18 protein-coding genes are annotated in these 18,067 nt (G+C 38.7%); 16 read left to right on the top strand and 2 right to left on the bottom strand.

Translation table 11 applies throughout. The features are described 5' to 3' along the window. The first annotated feature begins 141 nt into the window (after positions 1–141). The 3 genes from AACZ88_RS07510 (at position 142) to AACZ88_RS07500 (ending at position 2,169) form a co-directional block, all read left to right on the top strand. A complete protein-coding gene (locus tag AACZ88_RS07510; RefSeq protein ID WP_339708530.1) occupies positions 142–363 on the top strand; it encodes a hypothetical protein in 222 nt (73 codons plus the stop codon). A gap of 363 nt (positions 364–726) precedes the next feature. Further along, positions 727–1,653, top strand: coding sequence for a FlgO family outer membrane protein (locus tag AACZ88_RS07505; RefSeq protein WP_339708528.1), 927 nt, complete (start codon positions 727–729; stop codon positions 1,651–1,653). Between the two features lie 15 nt (positions 1,654–1,668). Next, on the top strand, positions 1,669–2,169 hold the full coding sequence (locus tag AACZ88_RS07500) for a FlgO family outer membrane protein (protein WP_339708526.1): 501 nt from the start codon (positions 1,669–1,671) through the stop codon (positions 2,167–2,169). A gap of 20 nt (positions 2,170–2,189) precedes the next feature. On the opposite strand, the gene AACZ88_RS07495 is transcribed toward AACZ88_RS07500, so the two are convergent. Together AACZ88_RS07495 and AACZ88_RS07490 are read right to left on the bottom strand one after the other, a co-directional pair. Continuing rightward, a complete protein-coding gene (locus tag AACZ88_RS07495) occupies positions 2,190–2,786 on the bottom strand; it encodes a hypothetical protein (protein WP_339708524.1) in 597 nt (198 codons plus the stop codon). A gap of 8 nt (positions 2,787–2,794) precedes the next feature. Then, positions 2,795–3,523 carry a hypothetical protein gene (locus tag AACZ88_RS07490; RefSeq protein WP_339708522.1) on the bottom strand — a complete coding sequence of 243 codons (729 nt, stop codon included), beginning with the start codon at positions 3,521–3,523 and terminating at the stop codon, positions 2,795–2,797. A gap of 143 nt (positions 3,524–3,666) precedes the next feature. Between AACZ88_RS07490 and AACZ88_RS07485 the strand changes: the two genes are divergently transcribed. From AACZ88_RS07485 to AACZ88_RS07425, 13 genes are all read left to right on the top strand, one after another. After that, the gene (locus AACZ88_RS07485; protein WP_339708520.1) at positions 3,667–3,819 is read left to right on the top strand and encodes a hypothetical protein; all 153 of its coding nucleotides are present in this window, start codon (positions 3,667–3,669) and stop codon (positions 3,817–3,819) included. A gap of 247 nt (positions 3,820–4,066) precedes the next feature. Next, positions 4,067–5,893 (top strand): ATP-binding protein, encoded by a 1,827-nt coding sequence (locus AACZ88_RS07480; protein WP_339708518.1) that lies wholly within the window; start codon positions 4,067–4,069, stop codon positions 5,891–5,893. 12 nt (positions 5,894–5,905) lie between these two features. Beyond that, positions 5,906–6,574 (top strand): response regulator, encoded by a 669-nt coding sequence (locus AACZ88_RS07475; protein ID WP_339708516.1) that lies wholly within the window; start codon positions 5,906–5,908, stop codon positions 6,572–6,574. 245 nt (positions 6,575–6,819) lie between these two features. Beyond that, positions 6,820–8,073: a hypothetical protein gene (locus AACZ88_RS07470; protein ID WP_339708514.1), complete on the top strand. Its 1,254-nt coding sequence runs from the start codon at positions 6,820–6,822 to the stop codon at positions 8,071–8,073. After that, positions 8,070–8,627, top strand: a complete 558-nt coding sequence (locus tag AACZ88_RS07465; RefSeq protein ID WP_339708512.1) for a hypothetical protein — start codon at positions 8,070–8,072, stop codon at positions 8,625–8,627. The genes AACZ88_RS07470 and AACZ88_RS07465 overlap by 4 nt, the downstream gene beginning before the upstream one ends. A gap of 1 nt (position 8,628) precedes the next feature. Next, positions 8,629–9,567 (top strand): DUF6175 family protein, encoded by a 939-nt coding sequence (locus tag AACZ88_RS07460; protein WP_339708510.1) that lies wholly within the window; start codon positions 8,629–8,631, stop codon positions 9,565–9,567. Positions 9,568–9,574: 7 nt separating this feature from the next. Beyond that, positions 9,575–10,522, top strand: coding sequence for a hypothetical protein (locus tag AACZ88_RS07455; RefSeq protein ID WP_339708508.1), 948 nt, complete (start codon positions 9,575–9,577; stop codon positions 10,520–10,522). Positions 10,523–10,926: 404 nt separating this feature from the next. Then, on the top strand, positions 10,927–11,952 hold the full coding sequence (locus AACZ88_RS07450) for a hypothetical protein (protein ID WP_339708506.1): 1,026 nt from the start codon (positions 10,927–10,929) through the stop codon (positions 11,950–11,952). A gap of 4 nt (positions 11,953–11,956) precedes the next feature. Then, positions 11,957–13,849: a thrombospondin type 3 repeat-containing protein gene (locus tag AACZ88_RS07445; RefSeq protein WP_339708504.1), complete on the top strand. Its 1,893-nt coding sequence runs from the start codon at positions 11,957–11,959 to the stop codon at positions 13,847–13,849. Further along, on the top strand, positions 13,846–14,586 hold the full coding sequence (locus tag AACZ88_RS07440; RefSeq protein WP_339708502.1) for a hypothetical protein: 741 nt from the start codon (positions 13,846–13,848) through the stop codon (positions 14,584–14,586). Before AACZ88_RS07445 ends, AACZ88_RS07440 begins: the two co-directional genes overlap by 4 nt. A gap of 32 nt (positions 14,587–14,618) precedes the next feature. Further along, positions 14,619–15,146: a hypothetical protein gene (locus tag AACZ88_RS07435; RefSeq protein WP_339708500.1), complete on the top strand. Its 528-nt coding sequence runs from the start codon at positions 14,619–14,621 to the stop codon at positions 15,144–15,146. A 255-nt stretch (positions 15,147–15,401) separates the two neighbouring features. After that, the gene (locus tag AACZ88_RS07430) at positions 15,402–16,730 is read left to right on the top strand and encodes a hypothetical protein (RefSeq protein ID WP_339708498.1); all 1,329 of its coding nucleotides are present in this window, start codon (positions 15,402–15,404) and stop codon (positions 16,728–16,730) included. A gap of 397 nt (positions 16,731–17,127) precedes the next feature. Beyond that, a complete protein-coding gene (locus AACZ88_RS07425) occupies positions 17,128–18,015 on the top strand; it encodes a LamG-like jellyroll fold domain-containing protein (RefSeq protein ID WP_339708496.1) in 888 nt (295 codons plus the stop codon). Positions 18,016–18,067 lie beyond the last annotated feature (52 nt).

The raw sequence follows: 18,067 nt of genomic DNA, 5'->3' as shown, positions 1-18,067 counted from the left end.
AAATAACCCGCTGCCCCCCTTCGACAACACAAAAAAACCTACGTTATGCTATAAACAAACGTTATTGGATAATAACCAAATACAATCCGTTATACATTGATATATAGCAGAATAACCTTATTTTTGAAAAAACTTGAAAAAATGGATTTACTCAAAGAAGCACAGGAATTTGAGCAGATGAAAATGAGCAATATGTCCACTAGCGATAGGGTCGTGGCCTCTCGTGAAGCTAAAAAATTGATTCTGGCCATCAACGAAATCTACAAGCAAACAAAAGATGCCGATCTAATGGATCTTATGAAGCGGCTGACCGATAAAAAGCGAAAAATCGAAAAACGATTAAAAGGCAGACCCGCAGCTTAATCACTAAATTATTTTAAACAAAAAACCACTGTCAGCGTAACATCTTCGACAATACCCATGTGCGTTGGACAGTCGGACTTCCCCAATGTCATGCATGATTGGTATATAGATAACCACACCCTGAATGATTGGGTTTATTTGCAGACATATTGGTATCGAGGAAAAATGCACTTCCCATTTTTACAGACCAAGCTCCGGCATTATACGTGATTATTAAGACCTCTTCCCATATGTAAAGGCTAAAAAAGTGGTGCTCTTTGGTTATCATTCGCTCCGAATATTTACAGTTTTCCGTAACTACTTGTAATTCAAAAGGAAATTGCTGACATTGTATCAAATACGACATCCATAACACCAACTACCATGAAAATTACCGCCGCACTCTTTCTACTACTATCCCTAATTACGGTTCCAGTGCATTGCCAAGACTTCGATACCGAACTTGAAAAACTCGCAACTGGTCTATCACAAAAAATAACCGCCAAGGGCAAGACAAAAATTGCGGTATGGGGCTTTTTTACTGAAAATGGCGAAAGAACGGCATTAGGCAATTATCTAACGGAAGATTTTTCGGTATACATGACCAATCATGGTGATAAGTTCGAAGTCATCGATCGTAATCATTTAGACATCCTTTTAAAAGAGCATCAATCAAATGCCGAGGGATATATTGATGAAAACACAGCCAAAGAATTAGGAAAAATCATTGCAGTCGATGTAATTATTACCGGAACCTATACCGTTTTGAATTCTATTGTAAAAGTACGTGCCAAAGCCTTGGATTCAGAAACTGCTTCCCAATTTGCCGCCAATATGGGTAATCTTCCGCTAAACGAAAATATTTCATCATATCTGGGGATTGGCTTAAATGGCGGTAATTCTACAAACAGAGGGTTTAATTCGCCCCTTAGTTCAAACGAAACCGTTAATAACCCCGAAACGGTAGATGATGCCTGTAAAAAAAGCAGGACCGGTGATTTCTGCTTTGCAAATAACTCAAACCAAAAAGTTATCGTTGGCATAAAATATTTTGCAGATTACGATGCGAATAGAGTGACATCAATGCGAAGTAAGTACCTCATTCTGGATGCAAAGGAAACAAAGTGTTTTTATGGTATGGTAAGCAGACCGTTTAAGTATTATGTGGTGAATTGGGCCGATTTCATTGATAAAGAGAAATTACGGGGTATTGAGGCCTATGTAGTGCATACCACTTACGCGAAACACCTCAAAGATAAAGGCGAACTGAAAGTAGAAACCTGCAAATCAAAAACTTACAATATCAAATAGTCGACCCAATAACACATGAAAACAAAGATACTTTTACTTCTGCTCTTGACACTGACAACCTTTGCAAATTCGCAAGGTTTTGATACTAAACTCGAGAAGTTGGCCCAACAACTTGCAGAAAAAATAAATACAAAGGAAAAGACCAAAGTAGCTATCTGGGGCTTTTTTTCCGATAAAAATGAACAGACAGATTTTGGCAACTTTTTAACCGAAGATTTTTCGATTTATCTAGCGAATCATTCCGAAAATTTTGCGGTAATCGATCGTACTCATTTAAATGTCATCTTAAAAGAACACCGTTTAAATGCAGAAGGTTATATTGACGAAAAAACTACAAAGCGATTGGGGAAAATCGTCGCTGCGGATGCCTTGGTAATTGGCACATATTCTATTTTTAATTCTGAGATTAAAATCCGTGTAAAAGTTTTGGATACGGAAACAGCCCTTCAGTTTGCCGGAGTTATCGGAAACCTCCCCATGAATGCGAATATCGCAAAATTTTTAGGAAAACTGTGATCCATATTCCGAACAGTTATTTAGTGTACCTTCCCCATTGCTACCTGTTTCGCCTGTGAGTTGGAAAAACCAATACCATAACGCACCATTGCCTTTGATAGGGCTTTTATTTTTTCTCCTGTGACCTTGTTGTACGTATCAAAATATAAAGTTAATTCACACGTATTTTTTTGATCATCCGTTTTATATGAGTAACTTACCTTACCCACACATACCAACTCGGTGTTTGCAGCCGAATGAAAATCACCCGATAACAACTTTTCTTTTTGAAGGCCATCGGGAGTGGCTGTCAATTTGTAATCATCGAAAAAAATAGAACCGACATGTCGACTAGCTTGGCTGTCTAATCCATTTTCTCCAAAAATGTATATGCTTGCCGTATTCTCCAAAGGTTTGGCTCCGGCTTCGAGGCGCCCTACTCCTGTGGTACTATGGCGTGGTATTTTCGTCGAATCAATCGGTGTTGATATTACCTCCCGCTTATCATTACTTGATGGGGTATCGCCATAATGGCTCATGGCGAAATCTGCAATCTTGAATAACACCAAAGTAATCAACAGCACCTTTAAGATCAAGCCTAATTTGCTCTTTATGATTTGTTCTTTTTCTAAATTCATTGCTGAAACTAAAGTAGGTCATCTAAAATACTATCCGAATCAATTCCATCATAATCACCAAAGAAATCATTGAGCAGCGATTCTTTTGTTAGCACGCCATAATCAATACCAACAAAAAACAAACCTATGGCACCCAGTTTACCATCAAAAAACTCCGCCCTTTTTAAGGTCGATTCTATATCTTCAACCTTTTGCTCAAGATATCTGATATAATCCGTCTTCAATTTTAGTTCGTTCTCAATTTTCTTGCGAAAATTATTGAATTGTAATTCCAAATCCTGTTTGAACTTTTCAACACCATTGGTCTCCGCCTCATTTGCACTAAGCTCAACAGTTTCAAGATTTCGCTCTAAATGTGTTATTTTCTCCGCTCTTTCAGGAAATAGTTTAGTGATCAAATTAGCTTGGGGCCTATTTTTATCAAAATGCACTTTGATTTTATCCTCATACTTTAAATGAAACTTTAAGAAAGAGTATGATTCGTTGCTTTCAAAATACGCCGCCATAACATTTAAAGTAGTTTTCAAAGGCAGACCAGGCTTTTTATTCCAACCTTTTTTTAAAGCAGTTCTCAATTTAAAGGCCCTATCGATTGATATTTTATGTGCTGTATCCAGTTTTTTGGTCTCAAAGTCAGCAATCTCCTGATAATCCACATCAAAATCTCTTTCCTCAATGGAGTCTATCAAAAAGATAAAAGTGGCCAAATACTTTCTATTAAGCTTATAAAATGCCATAGGCTCAAAAATAAACAAAACCAATAAACATTTTTCAGGAATTTTTTAGACACGTATCAACACGTAATAACATGCCTTGACATGTCAACATAAGTAGTTGAATAACAGTGTAATTAGCTCTCGTAATCTAAAACTATATTATTATGAGAACTCTATTCTACGCTTTCGCATTTATCGTTTTTACTAATTGTTTTATGTCTTGTAGCAAAGATAGTATCGCTGATTATCCAACCGTCAATGAAGTCGCCACCGAGGGTGATGATGAAAAAGACAAAAGCGAACCAGGCGCTGACTAAACACCATTAAAATGTGATTAAGACGGGCTATACGCCCGTCTTCTTCATTTCTGTCTCCACCACAAATTTCGAATTGGCCCAAAAATGAAACAGGTGTAACCATTTAATCAATCTGTAATTTTATTTCTTATATTTCAACTAAATCTTCAAGGTGAATTTAAAGCCCATTATCATACAGCTATTTGTATTAGTGCTATTTCTAAATTGTACCACAAGAGAGAAAAATAGTACGCACAAAAGTACTATTATGAAAGTAGAAGGGTTAATTCAAAAAAGTTATAACTCGAAATTCAATCCAGCCGATCGTTTGGCCTATTTAGATACCGCCCAAACACTTTTAAGGGCTGCTAATACAAATACAGATTCTTTAGAAATAGCCATTATTTATTCTAAAGGATTAATTCATTTATCAAGAAGGCAAATCGACAGTTTTTATCTGGTTAATACCGCACTCGCTAAAAAGGCCAAGCAAAACAACAACTTATTTTTTTTAGGAAGGGCACAGTTTAATTTGGGCTACTACTTTGATGAATTGACCAATAGGCTCGATAGTGCCTTTATTTATTACCGGCGATCCAAAAACTCCCATCTACGCAATGGCAATATAAAAGAAATGAATAAGGCTATTATAAATATTGCCGTACTACAGGGTATCCAGAACGATTTCTTTGGCGCAAAAGAAACGCTGACCGAAGCCATCAGAAATTCTGCAGAAAATCAATCTTTGACCTCCATTTACAATGAATTGGCAACGAACAACCGAAAACTTCAAAACTTTACCGAAGCACTTAAATACTATCGATTGGCTATCGACAATACCAATTCTACAAGGCAGTCCATAAAATACAACAACAATTTAGCCGCACTTTTGACTGAAATGAAAGATTTTGAAAAGGCTTTTATCATTTTTGAGGAACTACTCGCAGAAAAATCCTTAGCAAAAGAATCGAGCACATACGCAAGAATATTGGACAACTATACGTATGCCAAACTAAAGAATGGAGAAAGAAATTTAGAACACTTTTTTTATGAGGCCTTACAGCTTCGCAAAAAATTTAATGACAAACGTGGGCAAATTGCCAGCTACACCCATTTGGGAGAATATTTTGCCCGATCTGACCCCAGAAGGGCAAGAAAATACCTAGACTCCGTTATTCTACTCTCCAACGAGTTAAATACCCCTAAGGCCGAAACAGACGCCTTAGCCCTACTTCTAAATTTGGAACCCAAAAATATTGCATTTCGAGACAGGTATATTTTTCTTAAAGATAGCATGTACAACAATGAGCTTAAAGTAAAAACCCAGTTCGCAAAAATGAAATATGATGATGAGATGGAAAAAGAACAAATTCTCGAATTAGAAACGGAAACCGCCCAGAAAAGGGCAGAACTTGCCGAACAGAAAGCTCAAAAAGTAATTTTACTTTCATTAAGCGGCTTTTTACTTCTGGGAGGTGCATCGTTCTTATACTTCTTGCGCCAGCGACATAAGAAAGAAAAACTTCAAGAAGTCTATAATACCGAAAAACGCATAAGTCAAGATCTTCACGATGGCCTTGCCAATGACGTTTTCGGTCTCATGACCAAAATACAAAGTCAAGATAAGGCCTATGACGAGTTATTAAACAATTTAGAAGATATCTACCAAACAACACGGCAAATCTCCCACGAAAATGCAGCCATTAAAACCGGCATAGGCTTTAAAGACGAACTTAACATATTAATTGCGAACTATCAAGATAACAATACAACTATACTTGTTAAGGGCATCAGCGGCATTGAATGGGCTCTTTTAGAAGAACATAAAGCAGTAATCGTTCACCGAACCGTAAAAGAACTTTTGGTAAACATGAAGAAACATTCACAGGCAAATTTGGCTTCATTACAATTTGAAAACCAAAAAAAACGAATAATTATTGCCTACAGTGATAATGGTGTAGGTTTCAACCCAAAACAATCTCGTGGCATTGGCCTTATGAATACGGAAAACCGTATTCACGCTATAGGAGGAGGTATTATATTTGAAACCAAACAAGGATCTGGAGCTAAAGTTACCATCTCTATTCCCTTTTAATCCCAATAAATTATGTTTAAGAAAGTGTTGGTTGTCGAAGATTTAGATACTGTTGGTTATGGTATTTCAACAATGTTGGAAAAAGACTTGGGCGTCAAAGAAGTAGTGCTCACCCAATACTGTGATGACGCTTATCTGAAAATCCAAGCTGCTTTGTTTAAGAATGCCCCCTTCGATCTCTTGATTACCGACCTATCATTTCAACGAGACCATAGACCCTTGACTATCGATTCGGGCAAGTCATTGATCGAGAAAATCAGGACTAAAAACCTAGAGTTGCCGATAATTATCTGTTCTGTTGAAGAGAAACCGGATACCGTTACCCGTTTTACAAAAAAGAATAAAGTGTCGGCCTATGTTTTAAAGGGTCGCGATGGTCTAAAGGATTTAAAAAATGCCGTTAAAGCCGTGTTTCAAGGAAAAGGGTTTTTATCTGATAAGATTGAAAGACTGACCCACGGTAAAAATTTCTTTGAGATCGAAGATTATGACATCTCGCTCTTGGCTTATCTTTCAAATGGTTTCACCCAAGACCAAATCTCCAATCTTTTATCTAACAAAGGAGTGTCGCCCAGCAGCTTAAGTTCAATTGAAAAAAGACTGAACAGATTAAAAGATGTTTTTCAAGCAAACAATAATGTACAACTTGTTGCGAATGCCAAAGATTTAGGTTTAATCTGACTTATTTATTTTATTTTCCTACAAATATTACTTGCCTTAAAAAATAACCGCTAAAATAGTTCGCGTTTACGGGAACCCGTATTTCAGTAAATCCTCTAATCACTATGTTTGGTATTATGAAAGTAAGATAAAAGTATAAAGGGCTATGCCAAAGACTTTTACTTACAGGAATTTGTACAGTATTCATCCCCACTGAGCCGTACTAATTTGAAAATTCAATGGTATACTAATCTAAAAATGCTGCTATGATTGGCTTAAAAGAGGTAAAAGGAAGGAGGCTCATTATCCTTCAGATCGTATTACTCAATCTCATTTTTCTCAATGCTGAAGCACAAGAAAAAATATTACTTCGCGATGTAGATTTTTCCTCCGAAATAAAAGACTTCAAAAGAAGTTCGCTGCTTATCCTTATGGTGGAGACACCTGAGAAGGAAAAACTGAATACCATTAAAAGCACATTTCAAGCAATAGAAATTTCCGACAAGTTTAATGACCATAGTCTCGATACTAACTTTATTACCCTAGATGAGGAGGCAAAAGATCATTCCGCCAGAATCATAGAAAAGTTGGATGAGGCAGCTGTCGCCAGAAAAATGGTGGCCAAATGGTTTGGCAGAAATGAAAAAGGTACGTTCAGTTTGAATCTTGTCAAGCAAAGGGGATTATATAATGCTAGCGCCTTTGACAGGGAAATTGCCGAAAAGACGATACGGGGCAATGCCATGTTGGAAGACGCTGGGGAACATCTTATCGCAAATACGTTCGTAATCGTAAATGATTATAAGTATACCAACAAAGAAGAAATTGGGGAAAAGGGCAAAGAGGTTCTTAATATTGCTGCAATGTTTGGCAGTAAGGCGGCAAATAGTACAACCACCTTGGCTGCAGACGTATTGGCCAAGGGTTACGTTATCAAAACAACATCGTACCTGTTCCGGTTGATATGGGATAAGGAAACTGCGGGCCAATTTTATGGGGAACTGTGGGTTACCGATGAAAATTATAATGAGGATGCAGTCGACGCCTTTGATAAGGCAGATTTTTTTAAACTCGAGTATTTAGGCCAACAAGATGCCTGGGCAGATGTGCAATCAACCAAATATACTTCAAAATCAGATGAAGAATTGATTGAAAGAGCTACTATCAAAGCCACCAATTCAGCCATTTCTAAATTGGAACGAAAATTTGAAGTATTCAGAACGAAAACGCCATTAATTAGTATTGACCCCCTTGCGGCTAAAATCGGTACGAAGGAAGACCTAGCCAAAGGAGACAAATTTGAAGTACTGGAACAAATCTTACTAGAGAATGGTTCGATCAATTATGAAAAAGTAACGGAAATTACTGTCGACCATAATCAGATCTGGGACAATTCTTATCTTCCAGAAGAAGCGAATACAGAATCAGCACAGCCATACACCGTCTTTAAAGGTAATGCAAAAAAACTGTACCCAGGTATGCTGATCAGGTTTAAGAAAAATCAAAATATATTTAAATGAAATACAAGATTATAAAAAATGTTCTGCCATTTTATCTCCTTGCTTTTATGTATACCGGCGTATTTGCGCAACGCAAACAAAAATTGGCCGACAATGATACTTTTGAATGGCAATACGATATTGAATGTTATGGGGGAACCGCTAAGCATGGCTTTAAAATAGTAAAAATATGGTCTTATTCGAAAGAAAAAAGTGTTGCCACCACACAAGCAAAAAAGAATGCTGTACACGGTGTAATTTTTAAAGGCTATGCCGATGTAGGTCGTGAATGTAGGGCATCGCATCCCTTGATGAACAGAGATATGACCGACAAAGAGTATAAAGATTTTTTCAAAAATTTCTTTCTTGACGATGGTGATTTCAATCGATTTGTGACCTATGCCACCGATTTTAAAGGCATTGCCGATGTGCAAAAACTCGTAAAAAACAAAAAGGAAAAAAAAGATAAATTTTACCAGTATAAAATAGGCGTTGTGGTAAGTGTGGCGTCAGACGAACTAAGAAAACACCTTGAAAAAGAGGGTATAATCAATTCATTGGCAAAAGGTTTTTAATATGAGAAACTCTACTTTTAAATATATACTGTTAGTGCTGCTGGCGGGATTTGCGGCATACGGGCAAAATGCAAAAAAACCATCCTTGATGGTAATGCCAAGTGATGCTTGGTGTATTCAAAACGGATATGTACAAACCTATGACAATCAAGGAATCGAAACCAAAATACCCGACTATAAAAAAGCATTTCAAGAAAACACCGATTTACTCTTGGTTATCAGTAAAATAAACGGTTTAATGGCCGAGAGGGAATTTCCGCTTAAAAACTTGGAAACTGTTTTAAAGGGTCTCGAGAATTCGAATGCTTTAAACCTCGTTAGAACCTCTAAAGACACAGGTGCTTCTATTTCTGAATCCCCGCTAGATCAAATTGTAAAAACAGCAGATGCCGACATCATCATTCAACTCACCTGGGCTGTCAATAAAGTTGGTCCGAATACTTCGATAACCTACAATCTACAGGGATTGGATTCATATACCTACAAACAAATTGCCACCGCCACCGGCACCGGTGCCCCATCCTTTAGTGTTGAATTGCCCGTTTTATTGGAAGAGGCCGTTTTGGAGAACATGGAAGATTTTACCCATACGCTTCGAGAACATTTTGAAGATATGTTTACCAATGGTAGAGAGGTAACCCTACAGGTATTGGCATGGGATGATTGGGACGGGGACCTTGATGACCTTTCTTTTGAAATTGAAGATTGGCTTGATGAAAAAACCGTTGAAGGGCGTTTTTCTACTACCGATGTGACTAGTACCTATGCGCTTTTTGAGCAAGTTCGAATGCCCCTATTCGATGAACGTAATAGAGCCATGGCCGCCCGAAACTTTTTTAGGGATTTGAGCCAGAAACTTAGCGGATCCGCCTACAATATTCCAAATAAATTAGCCACCGAAGGTTTGGGCAAAGTGACCCTTATTCTGGGCGGTAAATAAACATACTATGAAAAGATTATTTCTCTTAATCGCTCTGCTTTTTATCGTTTTGGGGAAAGCCCAATACAATCAAGACAATAATGATGTATTGCTGGGCGTATACGTACCTGAACAGGCTGAAAATATTCCGAATAATGCACGGAGCTTATTACGCACTAGGTTGATGCAATTAATAACTGCAAATGGCATTAGCGGCAATGTATTAAGGCCCCGCTTTTTTGTAGTCCCACGAATTGCAGTATTGGGTAAGGAAATATTGGGTACTGCACCATCGCGAGTGGTACTGGATTTAGAAATGGCATTGATCATTGGGGACAATGAAACAGAAAAAGGAAACCTCTTTCATACGGAGTTTGTCAACTTAAAAGGTGTCGGTCAAAACGAACAAAAAGCCTACATCGCCGCCATTAAAAGAATTGCACCGAAAAATCCCAAACTTATAGCCTTTCTTGAACATACTAAAAAAGAAATCATAAACTACTACGAAGAACATTGTGAAGAGGTAAAAAAGAAGGCTTACGCATTAAAGGCACAAGATCAAACAGAGGAAGCCGTCAAAATTATCGCCAATATTCCGCTTTCAAGCAATTGCTATGCAGAAAATGAAGATGACATCGGTACATTCTTTCAAAATGCCCTCGACCAAAAATGCAGACAACAGCTAAATACGGCACGATCCATTTGGTATGCAGACCAATCCCTCGAAGGTGCCAAAGAGGCTGGTAAAGTCTTGTCTAAAATTGAACCTAGGGCTTGGTGCAAAGACGAGTTAAAGTTACTATACAAAGAAATCGCAACTAGAGTCAGGGAACTGGGCGACAACGAGTGGCTCTTAACCTTAAAAGAAGTTGATGTAGCTGGTCAATCAACAAAATATGCCCGAGAAATATTATTGGAATATGCAAAAAACCAACCTCAACATATAATAAAATACAATGTAGGTGGCTGGTATTGAGTGAGCTCTTCTCAAACCATTTGTCGCTATCTAAATTTATCCGAACATATCAAGCAACAATAACTTTGGCACAAGGTATATACTACTTTTTCAAGTATCTCATTGGCACACCTCACTGATAAACCTGTTTGTATTAGTACCCTTAAATCGATACGGATAGTACTTCAGCAAAAAATTCATAAAAAATAGAACCGGTTACGGCTTACCGTAAGAAATATCGCTAAGGTTATATTAGGTTTGGCAATGAACCAAATAACCCTAATCCATGAAGCTTCCGCTAAATAAAAGCTTTCATTTCGACCAACTGCCACCTCTGTTTTGTCGACATGGTCAAAAACGAACATAAGGTCTATTAAAGCCAATTGTCAAGACCACTATAAGTAGAACCTATAAAATCTAGAAAAATGAAAACCACTACCTTAACACTACTATTTTTTGCAGCATTATTATCAATTCACGCACAAAATATTATTACCGTTGATAACACTACGGGTAGCAATGCCCAATATGACAATCTGCAAAGTGCCATTTCGGCCGCCACTGCTGGGGATATTATTCATGTCATGCCTTCTGAAACGAGCTATGGTAATGTTATCATAGAAAAAACATTGACTCTCATTGGTTTTGCCCATAGTGATTCGGACAAAAGGTCGGTAGTAGGAAGCGTTCAACTTACAACAGGAGCTGATAATACCAGATTGACCAGTCTAGAATTAAGCGACACCTATAACGTACGGTACAACACCGTTCCACTTACGGGTCTGATCGTTGAGAACTGTCTCTTAGAGGAACTCTATTTCTATAATGCCGGTGCGGATGATATTTTGATTAGAGGCAATATTTTAAATTATGTAGGATACGGATCGACGTCCTCAAATTATTCCAACGCCATAATTACGAACAATATCATCACACGACAAGTTGTCGTTATTAATTATCAATCCGTCTCCGTTAAAAACAATATTTTTTTAAATCCCGTAAGTAGCAATCCGGTATATAATCGTGGCTATGCCAATGGTAGCATTTCAGTTCAAAACAACATATTTTACTACTCGACCAGCGCCACATACGATCCCAATGTCGATGGAGTAACTTTCGAGAATTGCCTTACCTATAATATCGGCACTGGAAATGTTGCTTCCCTAAATGGCAACAACAATTTGGATAATCGCAATCCCTTATTTCTTGAAGACAACGACAATGCCACGTACGACCCAACAACGGACGACTATAATTTAGGAGCAGGCTCACCGGCCATCGATGCCGGAGTTAACGGTGAAGACATTGGACTTTATGACGACAGTAGTAGTTTCACTTTCAATAATCTAGGCTTCAGTAATGGTGTTCCCACGGTGCGTATCGAAGCAATAAGTACTACAGTCGCTCCGGGGCAAAATTTAAATGTCATCATCAGCACTACAAACAACTAGAGCGATGAAAAATATACCACTGCTAATAGCTGTGATGCTATTGTACAATTATTCCGTTGCCCAAGCTATCGGGGCCGCTGAGTATTTTTTTGATACCGACCCGGGAGTTGGCAATGGAACCTCCTTTACCGTAACAAGTAATTCGGGTTCCCTAGTCCAATCCCTATCCATTCCAACTTCGGGATTAACCGATGGTTTTCATAGCCTGTATGTACGCTCAAGAACAGTAGACGGCGTTTGGAGTCTTTACGACAGAACCATTTTTCTCATCCGCTCTTTTTCAAGTATCTCGCAACCTTTGAGCGCTGCGGAATATTTTTTTGATACCGACCCAGGGATCGGCAATGGTACGTCTCTAGCACTTAATTCCAATACGGGAGGTTTAACACAAACAGCTTCCATACCCACCACAGGTTTAAGCAGTGGTTTTCATAGTTTCTATATTAGAACCCGAAACACCGAAGGGTCATGGAGCCTTTATGATCGCACCATATTTTTTATGGCTTCCTTTGCAAGCGAAAACGAACCTGTAGTAGCCGCCGAATACTTTTTTGATTCAGATCCCGGTGTCGGAAATGGAACCTCGATAAGTCTAGATGCAGAAGCCGGAAATTCGAATCAAGCAATTTTACTTCCAACAAGCGATTTGGCTAGTGGTGTTCATACTGCGTATATCAGGGTTCGCAACCAAAGCGGTATATGGAGCTTGTACGATAGCAGAAGTTTTACTATTTCAACCGACGGGATCGACAATACCGTTACCTTAACTGATTTGACACTTACAGCTACCTTTCAGAACCCCGATGCAACATACGAGTGGTTTGACTGCGTTAACAATGAAATTGCGGGGGCCAATGCCACGGCCCGAACTTTTACTCCCTTGATCAGCGGTAGCTACGCTGTTCGTATTACGCTGGGTTCCGAAACCGTTATTTCCAATTGTACCGAAGTCACCATTCCTTTCAATGCAAATGACAGTGACTCTGACGGCATTTTAAATGATGTCGACAATTGTCCATCAACATTCAATCCGGATCAAAAAGATTCTAATAATAATGGCATAGGAGATGTGTGTGATAATGATAACGATTCTGACGGTGTACCCAATGCTATTGACAATTGCCCGGCTACTCCTTCAGGAGCAATAGTCGATGTAAATGGATGCCAGATATTTTCACTTCCAGCCGATAATTTTACGGTAAAAACTATAGGAGAATCTTGTATTGCATCCAATAACGGTAGTATTGAAATCAGCACGCAAAATTCACAGAATTACAGCGCCACTTTAACAGGAAACTCCGGCGATATTACGAATACCTTTACCGCAAGTACCCTTTTTTCCAATCTTTCAGCCGGTGACTATTCCATTTGCATTGCTGTGACAGGGCAAACGGACTATACCAGGTGTTTTGATATAGTGATAACAGAACCCGAGGCACTTTCCGTTTCCTCAAAATTAAGTACCACAGGTAAAGAAGTGACGTTGAATCTCTCTGGTGCCAAACGCTACATCGTTCGGTTAAACGATGAGACCTTTTTAACCGAGAACTCAGAAATTACATTGCCATTAACAAAAGTAAACAATTCATTGTCGGTGCTTACCGATAAGGGCTGTCAAGGGCAATATGATGAAAATATTGTGCTGTTGTCGAATACATTGATTTATCCTAATCCTGTATCGAGTGAACCGTTGACTATTGTCATGGGATCAATTGGTGTTAACCAAGAAATAGAGGCATCAGTTTATAACACAAACGGAATTTTGGTACTCTCCAAACGATTAAAATCAGGGAACGGAACGATATCCTTAGATGTTAGCAGCCTATCCGCAGGGGTACATCTTCTTAACCTCAGATTTGGGTCTAATTTGTTGAACTACAAAATCATTAAAAGATGAAAATAATAAAATCTAAATACGTTAGGTGTCTTGTTGCGTTATTCATTCTTTCTGCCTGTGGAGGTGATGATGAGGGTTCAGAACCCATTCAAGGAGGTGGTGACGATGACCCGATTGTAGTCGTACCCGACCCTGCAGCCAGTATTTTAATTTTTCCGGCAAACAATACGGAATGTAACGAAGGAACAATCGTAAGTGAAACCGAGAGCGATGTCCAGTTTCGTTGGAACGCCTCCGAAAACACTGATAGTTATTCCATAACCTATACCAATCTATCCACCAATACGACCAATAACGCTGTGGTCCAAGGAAGTACAGAGAAACTTATTAGATTAGAAAGGGGCATCCCGTATGAATGGTCTGTGGAATCACGCCGCAATGATACCGATAAAACCTCCACAAGTGAAAAGTGGCGCTTTTTTAACGAGGGTCCCGGAATAGAAAATTACGCTCCTTTTCCAGCGGAAGCTATTTCACCTTCAAGAGGAAGTAACCTTGACACTTCGACAAAAGTAACCTTGGCATGGAGCGCAAGTGATATTGACGATGATATAAAAGACTTCGAAATATTTCTTGGAACAACGGAAGGCAATTTGACTTCATTGGGCACATTTACAGAGACCATTATCAATAATGTTTCGGTAACGGCCGCCACCAACTACTATTGGGAAGTTAAAGCAACGGATACTAATGGTAATAGCTCTATATCGGAAGTATTTCAATTTAGGATAAACTAGAAATTCAACTAAAAACCAAAACCATAAAAATCATGAAAAAACACATCATTTATTTCGCAATTTTACTCTTTACCGCAACTTCTTTATCGGCTCAAGAATTTATTCAAGGCACAAATGTAATCAATCTGGGTGTCGGCCTTGGCGGTGCCTACGGGAGTTATACCACCTCATCACAAAGTGTAGGGTTGAGTGCCAGTTTTGAACGGGGAATCTGGGAAGTTCCTGGGCCCGGAGTCGTTAGTCTCGGCGGCTTTCTTGGCTATAAGACCTATAGCTACGATTATTTTGGAGGCAACGATAAATGGACGTATACCGTAATTGGCGTTCGGGGCGCCTACCATTATAACGGACTTAATGTTGAAAATCTAGACCTCTACGGAGGGGCCATGGTCTCATACAGAATTGTATCCTATAGTGGATCTGTCGGAAGTTATGGAAGCAAGCCCGGCGCAACGGGCTTTGTTGGGGCACGCTGGTTCTTTGCCGAAAATTTTGCGGTATTTGCCGAAGGCGGTTATGGTTTTGCATTTTTGTCGGCCGGGGTTTCCTTCAGATTCTAACCGATGAATACCTATTCCCGATTACCCTACCCTCGATTTCCCTGTCTTATGGGCCTTTACCAATATATAGACGTTGCGAAACCAACCCGTTTTTGACAGTGCATTAAACGAATGTAATGGCCAAGACCTCGCCCTAAGATGACTAAGTTTTGCGGTAGCACGATTAAAGTTGATCAAAAGCCCCCATCCGATTACAAAACCAAAATTTTGGTTTTGACAAAAAGTTCAACCTATACAAACCAAATAATAAAAATTATGGGACTAAAAAATCATCGTAAGTACGCGTCAACAATATTATACATTTTGGCTTTTGTTATATTTATGCCGAATGTCAACTCTCAACTTTTCAAACCCACTTATACCGCATCGCTTTTAAGTCCCCCTCAGAAAGTATTGGGTGATATCAATAAAATCGCTATTATCGATTTTGAGAATGTCAGCAGCGATATTCTAAAAAACGCCGGGGCCGATCTAGGTACCAAAATGGCCGATTATCTTTCTGCGGAACTACTCAAGGAATATCGTTCCCTAAATGGCAAATGTTTTTACGAAGGCGGAAGGACCGATATTTTTTACTTGGTAAAACGCGAGGAAATAACTAGAGTTTATCAAGATAGAATGCTCAATATAAATTCGTTAAGTGATAGTCAAATCATAGAAATAGGCAAATTGGTCGAGGCCGACGCCGTTATTTACGGAAGTCTCAGCTACTCCAGTACAGATGAACGCAAAGACAATTCATATCGTGACAAGAAAGGCAACTATATAGCATCGCATTCTTTAATACGTACCACTTCCGCAGAGGCTCGAATGCGAGTACTTGATGTTGCCTCGGGCGAAGTACTTACACAAACCGATGGTCGCGGAAACAGTTCAGATAAAGCTTCAGGAAATAAACCGCCTATATTATCTGCCGTTATGAAGGGGGAGAAAATTGCCGAGTTTGCCTGCGAAGGCATAGCTTTTCAATTGGCAAAACACATCGCACCGTATTATTACAAAAACAAGTTCACCTTCGAACGAGTAAAAAATAAAGAGTTTAAGGAAAGAGCAAGTGATATCAATAAATACATCAAATTAGGAGAAATTGAAAAAGCATATCAAATGTACAGCGCCATCTATGAGATTGACGAGTTCAACCCGCAATTATGTTATAATATGGGCGCAATAAATGAAATGACCGGTAATTTTGCGCAAGCAAAAAAACTCTATACGACTGCCGTAAATCTGGCACCGGAAAACAAAATATATACGGAGGCGTTGGAACGAGCCGAAAACAATGAAAATTTTATCGAAACATTGCAAAAATTAAATATTGAAATTACACCATTAGATCTTAACCAGGTCTTAGAGAATACGGCAACGGACATTTTAGCGGAAAAAATTAAAATTAAAGGACCAAAAAGCAAAAGAAAAAACGCCTATTCCAAACCCGATGAAAGTGCAAAAGTATTAACTCAATTGCCCGGGGGCCTAGAATTAAAAGTCATCGAAATTATTGAAGATGGCGATTGGATAATCGCTAAACTTCCTGATGACAGTGAAGGGTATTTCTCTAAAAAAGATGTAATTACGGGGAAGTAATTCGACGAATAAGCTGCTAAGGAGGCTTCCAAATTGTTGGAGGCCTCCTTTATATATATCCAATGTGCAGATTAATACCAGTTATGGAGGAATAAACGCTTAAAAGGGTTGATTGGAGTACTAGAACGATAATTGTTGCCGTAATCCCAGCACTAACACCGCTTCCATAATAAATGAAATTACCGAGAACTAACACTCTATGTACCACTCAAAAAAGATATAGCAAAGAGATTCCACTAAAATGATACTATTTCACCCCACAAACCCTTTAAACCCTTTGTTTAAGGGGTTTATATTTTCAGGTTGACTAATTTATCACCTTTCTCCATCAGTTTCAATAAGTTGCTTCTTATATTGCAACATACAAGACATAACTAAAAAATAGAGCATTTTTAAAATGAACAATAGAAAATCAGTTTACTTGCTTTGTGTTTTAATGCTTCAAACCTCATTGATGATCGGGCAGCATGCATCGGAATCATTGCAAGAACTAAAAGCAACCGCTAATCTAATTGCATTATGGGATTTTAAGGAACCAAAAGGTCAAGAGCGTAAGGCCTATGGCGTAGGCGACTTCCCCCTTAAAGAAGCGGGTGGTGCAACCCTGAGAATTAATGAAGGCCCATTATCAGGTTATTCAGCCCGTTTTGAAGGGTCGAATTTTTTGACACTGGCAAATTCAAAAACCGGTGCGCTTAATATCTTTGGACCAGGTAAAGAGGTTACCGTCATAGCTTGGGTGAAGTGGTCAGGAGAACAAACTGGCTTTGTGGGAGGTATGTGGAACGAATACAAAGATGGGGGCAAGCGCCAATATGGTTTATTTGCCTCCTTGCCCCATTATAATGGTAAAAACCAAGTATGCGGACACATATCCTATACGGGTAAACCCACGCCTCCTTTTCCGTACTCCATCGATTATTCGGCAAGTAAGGGTGAAATTGAAAAAAATGTCTGGCAGTGTATCGCTTTCACCTACGATGGCACTAATATCAAATCCTATTTAAATGGTAAATTCAAAAAACGTAAACCAGAACTGATTGATCACACAATCGGATTTGAAGGCTACCCGAACGGATTGACCCAAACAAAAAATCCTTATTACTTTCCATTCGGTATGGGAAATAACGGTTCCGATTTCACAATCGGGGCTGTCTTATTAAAACGTGGTATGGGAAATTTCTTTAAAGGTTTAATTGGCGGTTTGGCGGTTTTTGACAGAGCCTTGTCTGATAAGGAATTAAGTGATATTAGTAAGAATTTAAATGTTATCAGTAAAGATTGATTTGCATAATTTGAGATAATGATTTCTTTTTTAATCCATATAAAGAGTAGTG

Source organism: uncultured Kriegella sp. (assembly GCF_963975415.1).
GTDB lineage: Bacteria > Bacteroidota > Bacteroidia > Flavobacteriales > Flavobacteriaceae > Kriegella.
The sequence above is the reverse complement of the archived record's forward strand: the minus strand, read 5'-3'. Positions and strand labels throughout refer to the sequence as shown.